Annotated in this window: 6 protein-coding genes; 4 read left to right on the plus strand and 2 right to left on the minus strand. The window is 69.2% G+C overall.

Going from position 1 to position 6,360, the window contains the following annotated elements:
- A partial coding sequence (locus ACWEQL_RS40015) for an ADP-ribosyltransferase (RefSeq protein WP_452156154.1) occupies positions 1-1,595 on the plus strand: 1,595 nt, incomplete at its 5' end.
- On the plus strand, positions 1,592-2,035 hold the full coding sequence (locus ACWEQL_RS40020; RefSeq protein ID WP_452156156.1) for a hypothetical protein: 444 nt from the start codon (positions 1,592-1,594) through the stop codon (positions 2,033-2,035). The genes ACWEQL_RS40015 and ACWEQL_RS40020, both read left to right, overlap by 4 nt.
- Positions 2,036-2,082: 47 nt before the next feature.
- On the opposite strand, the gene ACWEQL_RS40025 is transcribed toward ACWEQL_RS40020, so the two are convergent.
- The gene (locus tag ACWEQL_RS40025; RefSeq protein WP_452156158.1) at positions 2,083-4,107 is read right to left on the minus strand and encodes a hypothetical protein; all 2,025 of its coding nucleotides are present in this window, start codon (positions 4,105-4,107) and stop codon (positions 2,083-2,085) included.
- 381 nt (positions 4,108-4,488) lie between these two features.
- On the opposite strand from ACWEQL_RS40025, the gene ACWEQL_RS40030 reads away from it, so the two are divergent.
- A complete protein-coding gene (locus ACWEQL_RS40030; protein ID WP_452156160.1) occupies positions 4,489-5,709 on the plus strand; it encodes a hypothetical protein in 1,221 nt (406 codons plus the stop codon).
- A 12-nt stretch (positions 5,710-5,721) separates the two neighbouring features.
- On the opposite strand, the gene ACWEQL_RS40035 is transcribed toward ACWEQL_RS40030, so the two are convergent.
- A complete protein-coding gene (locus tag ACWEQL_RS40035) occupies positions 5,722-5,931 on the minus strand; it encodes a hypothetical protein (protein ID WP_452156162.1) in 210 nt (69 codons plus the stop codon).
- Between ACWEQL_RS40035 and ACWEQL_RS40040 the strand changes: the two genes are divergently transcribed.
- Positions 5,921-6,226 carry a hypothetical protein gene (locus ACWEQL_RS40040; protein WP_452156164.1) on the plus strand — a complete coding sequence of 102 codons (306 nt, stop codon included), beginning with the start codon at positions 5,921-5,923 and terminating at the stop codon, positions 6,224-6,226. The two genes, ACWEQL_RS40035 and ACWEQL_RS40040, sit on opposite strands and share 11 nt — an antisense overlap.
- Positions 6,227-6,360: the final 134 nt, after the last annotated feature.

The following is a 6,360-nucleotide window of genomic DNA, read 5'->3' on the forward strand; positions in this document are numbered from 1 at the left end:
AGCAGCTGAAGGCCGACATCTCGGACGGCCTGAGCGCCGCCCCCGTCGCCCTGCTGCACTTCGAGGGCGGAGTGCTGCAGGCCGGTACGGACATGATGAAGCTGGGCCGCAGCCTCAACCCGTACGACCCGTACAACATCTCCCACCCGCACAAGTACGTCGAGACCGTCAACACCACCCTCGCCGGCCTGATCACTGCGGGCGACCACCCCGTCGAGCTGGTCAAGGGCATCGTCGGCAGCGGCTGGGGCAGCGACCCCGCCGAGGCCGGCGGCAAGCTCGTCGGCAACCTCATCGGCGGAGGCGGAGGCGGAGGTACCGCCGCCAAGACCGCCGCCACCGCAGCTGCGAAGAATGTTGCCAAGGAAGCCGGGGAACAGGCGGCGAAAGAGGCTGCGGAGAAGGCTGCCAAGGAAGCTGCAGAGAAGGCCGCCAAGGCCGCTCCAGTGCCGACGCCGACCAACCCGGCAGGTCTGCCCGAAGGCTGGACCATCAAGAGCCCGGCAACCGAATCGGCAAGCGCCGCGAACGGCGCGAAAGCGGCACCCGCACCACAGGTCCCGCACCAGACGCAGCCCGCCCCGCACCACCCCGCACCCGAGCCCGTCCCTACTCCAACCCCGGCCCCGGCACATTCGAAGCCGACACCGGGGCCGGCACCGACGCCCCACCCCGCACCCGAGCCTGCTCCTGCCCCACATCCGAAGCCGGAGCCCGCTTCGCAGCCCGCGCCTCACCATGAACCGGCACCGGCACCGGAGCCAAAGGGCACGCATCCGACGGCCAAGCCGGACGAGAGCCCTGCGACTGGCCACGGTGGCGAGCCCAGTGCCACCCCACACAGCTCCCACGGGGAGGCCCCGAATACTCCCAGTGTCGACGGCGCCCCCGGGTCTTCAGGCAATCCACAACCCGACTCCATGCCAGCCAAGGACGGCGGCACCCCGTCCGGCAGCAGTGGGGAGCCGGCGCTACCGACCGTTGCCGAGCAAATGGCCGCGGCCGAAGCCAAGGTCGCAGAGGGCATCAAGACATTTTCCAACGATGCCGAAGCCATGAAGTACGGGGACGACTATTGGAACAACTATGCAACAAATCTGCCCCCGAACGAGTTCAAGTCCGTTGTCGACTACACCGGAAGCGCCTACACCCCGATCAACGGCTACCTCCGCGGTGAGATCACCACCGCATCACCGCAAGTCTTGCAATGGGTGAAGGACATCGACAGCGCCCTGGCCGCCCGACCACTTCCGGAGGACGTACTGCTCCGCCGTCGCACCGACCTGCACCACATAGCTGAGAGCCCTCTGGAAATGCCAGGAAATGTCTACACTGAGGACTCCTACCTGTCGACATCGCTCGGCAGTCCCGCAAAGGGATTCGAACACAAAGAGGCGGTTCTCCACCTGAAAGCCCCGGCGGGAACACCTGGGTTGTGGGTGGAGCACATCTCGGCCTGCGGCGGCATGGGCGAGCGCGAAATGCTGCTCGGACGGGGTGTCCAGTGGCGGGCCGATGATGTCATATTGGGCGATGACGGAAAATGGCACATCTACGGGGAGATCCTTCCCCCGACGAAGGGAACCACCTCATGAGCGAGCCGCAGCAGAGCAGGCTTCTCGCAGACGATATGCAACTGAGGCGCGTAGAGGGCGGCCCCGTCAGCTACAATCCTCGGACCACCCATGCCGTGGAGTACGTGGCGATCGCTAACACCACCGACGGAGTCATCGGGTACCTCTGGGCTTGTGACGCCGATGACGCTGCCGGCTGGGAGGGCCGGCGCGCTGTCGGTCCCATCTCGATGAACGGCGGCAAGTACTGGGTCATGAAACTGCGCGAGGCAAAGGCCCGCGGAATTCCGCCGTCCGCGGCTCTGGCCGAGTTCGCTTCCGATACCGGTGGCGGGTGGTCCGGGCAGGTCGTTCCCGGTTCACGGGCGCAGGCCGCAAGTGTGGCCGAACTTCAGGCCGTTGCCCACGAGGGCTGGGAGCCGCCAGCACCTCCGGCGAACACCCGACGGCCGGTCCGCTGAGCCGTCCGCGGTGGCACCCCCGGCAAGGGGGCGCCACCGCACAACTCTCAACCCGCACCCGCGGCTTGCGCGAGGTCGCGCAGGGGGAAGGTGAGCGACAGCGGGCTTGCAGGATTCAGACGGAGGTCCACCGCAGGGTGCGCCACAGCCAGGTCGCGACCCGCCATCAGGACCGGCTCGGCCCAGTGCCTCGGCACGTGCTCCGACGATGTGCATGCGTCCACACCCCGGCTTCCGTTGCTCCCTGCGGTTACGAGCAGGTCCCCGGTGACAGCATCGGGGCACACCAACAACTCGGCGTCCAGCAGCGCCGTCAACAGCTCTGTGGGGCTCCCCTCACCTGATGCCAGCCGAACAAGGGCGTCCTCGGCGTCGCGCGGCCGAGGTCCCGCAGCGTCGCGGCTGCCCGGCCCGGAAGGTTCATGACCCTCGAGGATCGCGGCGCCGGGGAGGATCCGGACCACTCCCTCCGGGAGCACCAGGAGGATCCTTCCCTCCGAATCCACCAGGACCGAGCACACGGGCGAGCCCAGGCGGATGTCGAGGGTGCGTGCGTCCTGCGGCCGGTGGATCCGCGCCAGGCCGTCCGACCAGCTCGCAGCCAGGACCGGGCCGTCGGCTCCCTGCTCGGCGGCAACGCTGGTGACGGGCAGAGGCCGGCGATCGACCTCCTCCTGCTCCCCCGTGGCAGGAACCCACGATCGAACGCATCCGTCGACTCCCCCGCTGACCACCACGACGCCGGTCGGGCCGTGTGTCACTGCGGCAGCAAGTGCGGTGACCGGTCCGTCGTGGAGCACCGCGGACACCCCTCCACCAGCCCAGTGCACCTGTCCATCGCTGTCACCCGTACTGCCGAGGGGCCCGAGCGCGGTCATCCGCCCGCCCTCTCGCGGCGGGGAGATCTGCTGATGAGGAGACCCGACAAGGACGTGTGGGCGACCGTCCGCTCCGAGCGCGATGAGTGATCCGTCCGCCAGCGCCTGCAGGGATCGCACGGCACCTGGAGGAGCGCCCGCTGGCACAGGAGCCTGTCGGCCGGTGGAGAGCTCGACAGCGTGCAGCGATCCCTCCTCGGTGACCAGGACGACATACCCGGCGTCCGGTCCCCGGGTCAGTGCACCAGAAACAATCGGGGCATGCCCGCTCGGCAACCAGTACGCCTGGTCAACGGTCCAGCCACAGGCTCCCGCCGGCGTAACCGGCGCCCTCTCGTGCGCCTCGCGGGAAAGTCTGGCACCCAGCACGGCGGCCCGAACACCTGAATCCGACTCATCAATCAGAGCCGGACCGGCCGCACGCCAGACGGCAGCCGATCGGCGCTCCGGGTGAGCGGCCAGCACCGCCGTCGCTGCCACCGGATCGGCCTGCACCAGCATGACGAAGTCGTCGAGGACCTGGTCGGCAAAACCGCCTTCGACCGCATGCAACAGCACCACACCCAACAAACCCGGATCGGCATGGCCGAAATCCGGAGAACCTCCGGGCAGTCGGGGAACGGCGGTAGCGAGCGCACGAGCAAGAGCCCCGGCTTCGAGCGGCGCAACATCGGCTGTCACTGTCTCCCGCAACCTGCCAGGAGCGAGCCACCACGTACTGCTGCCGGCCCGGTCCGGAGGCAGCAGCCGTGCGGCTTCGGCCGCGGTAGCATCGCCAGCCACCGCCGACCACTGAACCAGGGTCAACGGCTGCACCGCACCGGCAAGGGCCGCGAAGGCGGGACGAACCTCAGCCGGGACCGCGGCCCACCAGGATGCTTCCACCTGATGGGCCGCACCGGGCGCAGCGGCCTCCGGCACCTTCGACGCGAGCAGGGCTGCACCGGGGCTGGGGTACACGTCCGTCGCGGTGAACGGGGAGGCGCCTCGCCGCCTCTCGTACCATGCCGCGAAGCGCGCGGCGTCGGTCCACCGGGGGTCGTCCAACGAGAGGATTGCCGAAGCGTGGGCGGTCTCGAATTGCTCTGCGGATCCCTCGATCACCATCCGCAGGCCTGGCACGTCCAGCAGGCCAACCAGTACCTGCGCAACCGAGTCCGGTTCAACGGAGCGGTCGAGGTCCCAGGCGAACACCAGTCTGGGCCGACTCGCGGCCCCCAGTGCCTGAGCGAGGGACGCGCCGCTCCGGGCACACACCCCGAGGCGAGCAGCAAGTCGCCAGGCCACCGCATCAGCCGTTAGTCCTGCCAAGGACACAGCCGCGTCCGGCCGTCGTATGCCCGGTGTGCCGGGTCCGCTGCAGGCTGCTGCCAGCCAGCTCACCAGGTGACTCTTCCCGCTGCCCTGCGGCCCGGACACCACACAGAGCCGTGGAGCCCTCGGGTCGTCCAACAGCCCCAGCAGCGCCGCACCGGCCGGCTGCCGTCCCGCCCCCAACTGCGGAATCCGATGCAGTCCTTTCCCCACCGTTCCCCCAATCACCGGCACACAGGCCGCGACGATTCTACGTACCTGATGCTGCGGCAGGCCTTCGTAGCAGCCGCGGTAGCACCCCTTCGTCACGGTCCGTGGACTCGTAGCAAGTCCAGCGCGTGGCAGGCGCACTTCTCGCCGGAGCCGGGCGGGCGCCGCCCCTCCATCGAGGAGGGCATCTGGCGCCGCACCCAGGACCCGCGCAACGCCGAGCAGTCCGGCTGGAGCGAGGACGAGGACGGGCGCCGCCGCGTCGTCCACCACCGCCTCCACCACGACCTCGACCAGACCCAGCCGATGGACCGCCTGGTCCTCGCCGAGCTGTACCTGGCCGTCTCCTGGCTCGCCCCGACCGCCGAGATCGCCACTCACCGGGCCGACCTGCAGCGCTGGCTCGCCGAGGGCCGGTGGCGGGCCGGGGACGGCACGGACCCGCGCTGGCGCCGCGGCGACCTGTACGCCACCATCACCGAGCACGACGTCCACCCGCAGGACGAGCGGGCCGGCCGCGACACCCCCGCCGGGTTCGCCTCGATCGACGTCACGATCCAGTCCGTGGACTACGCCCTGCCCCGGGCCTCCCGGAACCTGCCCTGGGACGTCCTGGCCGGCGGGATGCGCGTCAAGGAGCAGCGCGGCGTCCCCGAGTACGCCGACGACCTGTCCGGCCTGCTGGAACACCTGCCGTTCGTGGTGGAGGCCGGGTGCGGCACCAGCATCGAGGCCGGAGTGCAGCCGCTGCACTGGCTGCACGAGGTCTACCGGGTCACCGAGCGGCGCGGCAACGACCTCACCCAGGGCTACCGCTTCACCATGGCCCCCGGCCAGGACATCATGATCCAGGAGATGCTGACCGACACCGAGCGCAAGATCGGCGACATGGTGTCGATGTTCCGCGCCCTGTTCCAGGCCGAGCCGACCGACGCGCACCGGGTCCTGAAGGCGCTCTACGACGCGGGCCACGCGGTCGGCCCCCTCGCCACCCACAACTTCGACCGCCTCTTCGCCCGCACCGGGATCCCCGAGGCGTTCATGCGCCGCTACGACCAGCGCACCCCGCACATGCACTACCCGGACGGCGCGCGGGCCCTGCTGGTGATCGGCCTGCACGCCGACCGACGCGACGTCCAGCGCCGCGCCCGACAGCTCGGCCTGAAGGTGTTCTACCTGGACACCGAGGGCGTCACCGAGAACGGCGTCCACAAGGAGTATGCGGGGTCCGGCCAAGGTGCCTGCGAAACCCACATTGAGATGATCTTGTAGGCCGATCCGCCGTCAGTTGGTCTGGAGGGCGGCGAAGTCAGCCTGGGCCTGGGCGACGGCTTCGGGGTACGCCTGGCGCTTCTCGTGCTCGGCGAGCGCCCGGTAGATGCTGGCCAGGCCGGGGTTGTGGCCCTTGCGCTTGCCGGTGGGGATGATCAGGTCGGGGCGGATCTGCTCGACGGACTCGCCGGCCGCCCGGCGCCGCAGCACGGTGTGCAGCAACGGCGGCTTCTACCAGCACTGCACCTCGGACCGCCCCGGGGCGGTGAACTGGCCGCACAAGCAGTACGCCCCGGCGGAGTCCGAGACGACGATGAACAAGTGGGGTGAAGAACGGATCTTCGCGGTCCCCATCGAGGTCGATCCGTCGGGACGTAAGGAGATGCAGGCTCACCTGAAGATCGACTCCAAGGGCAGCACCTCTCCGAGGGTCTACTTCCTGGACGACACGAAGGGTGTCACCAGCCAGGTGATCGTGGGCTACATCGGTCCTCACCTGACCAACACGAAGACCTGATCAGACCTGTACGTGTCTGCTGATCGGGCAACAGCCAGGGGTTGTGGGAAAGTTACAGGTGTGGGGGGCCATGTGGCCGTGCCACCGAGCCGGGGGGACACCCACACAGCACATGAAATAGAAACCCGGGGGGC

Source organism: Kitasatospora sp. NPDC004240 (genome assembly GCF_053603215.1).

What these genes read in the sequence shown, in the direction of transcription:
- ACWEQL_RS40020 (WP_452156156.1), top strand. Translation starts at nt 1,592, where the DNA reads ATGAGCGAGCCGCAGCAGAGCAGGCTTCTCGCAGACGATATGCAACTG.
- ACWEQL_RS40030 (WP_452156160.1), top strand. Translation starts at nt 4,489, where the DNA reads ATGCTGCGGCAGGCCTTCGTAGCAGCCGCGGTAGCACCCCTTCGTCAC.